A 1,066-nucleotide genomic window follows, 5' to 3' on the forward strand; every position below is an offset into this window, starting at 1 on the left:
ATCTTCATGAAAAGAAGAGATTCTATGCGATACACAATATGACTTACAACCTAAAGGTACATTTGAAGGCTGGTGGCAAATGTATCTTGATGAAGTAAAAGGAAACTTGTTACTGGAGCTTGCTGTGATATTTGGTGTTTCTTCATTAGTGACTGCTTTCTTAAAATCAAAATATGAGGTTGAATATTTTGGCACGATATTTTCATTTATGGGGAACTCTAGTACGGGTAAATCGACTGCAGCGGCATTAGCAGTTTCAATAGCAGGTAATCCATCTAAAGGTGACCAAACATTATTCAGAGGTTGGAACGGCACCCGTAATGCAATTGAAGGATACTTAAGTAATAACTTTGGTGTTCCTATTGCCTTAGATGAATTATCAGCAGCTACCTTTAAAGATACAAATGGTCTACTTTATTCCCTAGCAGAGGGGCAAGGTCGTCTACGTGCTAATCGAGAAGGAAATGTAAAAAATCCTCACCACTTTGGATCTAGTGTGATTAGTACAGCAGAACACACAATATTCAAAGATGCTAGTGCAAATGATGGTTTGAGAGCAAGATGCATAGAAATTTCTGATGTCTTTACAACAAGCGCTGACAATGCAGACGCCATTAAAAAAGGAACATCAAAAAATTATGGACACGTAATGCCGTTAGTAGCTGAATATCTTCTAAATCGTGAATCTGAAGTAATCAAGTGGTTTCATAAAGAACACGATTGGTTCAAAGCACAGCTTAACAATGAAACAAACAATGTAGGTATACGTATGTTCAAGCGCTATGCCACCATTACGACTTCAGCACGAATATTAGAACGTGTAATCGCAACTCCTATCGATTTGGATGCAGTTAGAGAATATCTAGTTAGTTATCATGTAGATTCCGTAAGTGAGCGCAGTTTGGGAGCCAAGGCGATTGATAGTGTAGTTCAGTTCGTGGCACGCAATCGTAGTAAGTTTGCAGAAAGTAAAAAACTCTCCATAATGACTGAAAATTATGGCCTTATTGAGCTGAAAGACGATCACATTCAAGTCAAGATGCTTAAAGATGTTTTTAAACATATG

Annotated in this window: 1 pseudogene; it reads left to right on the forward strand. The window is 37.7% G+C overall.

From position 1 onward, the window contains the following. Positions 1 to 16: 16 nt before the first annotated feature. Positions 17 to 1,066, forward strand: a pseudogene (locus KA858_RS12455) (DUF927 domain-containing protein); the annotation flags it as partial.

The organism is Staphylococcus sp. GDX8P80P, assembly GCF_017893095.1.
GTDB classification, from domain to species: Bacteria; Bacillota; Bacilli; order Staphylococcales; family Staphylococcaceae; genus Staphylococcus; species Staphylococcus borealis.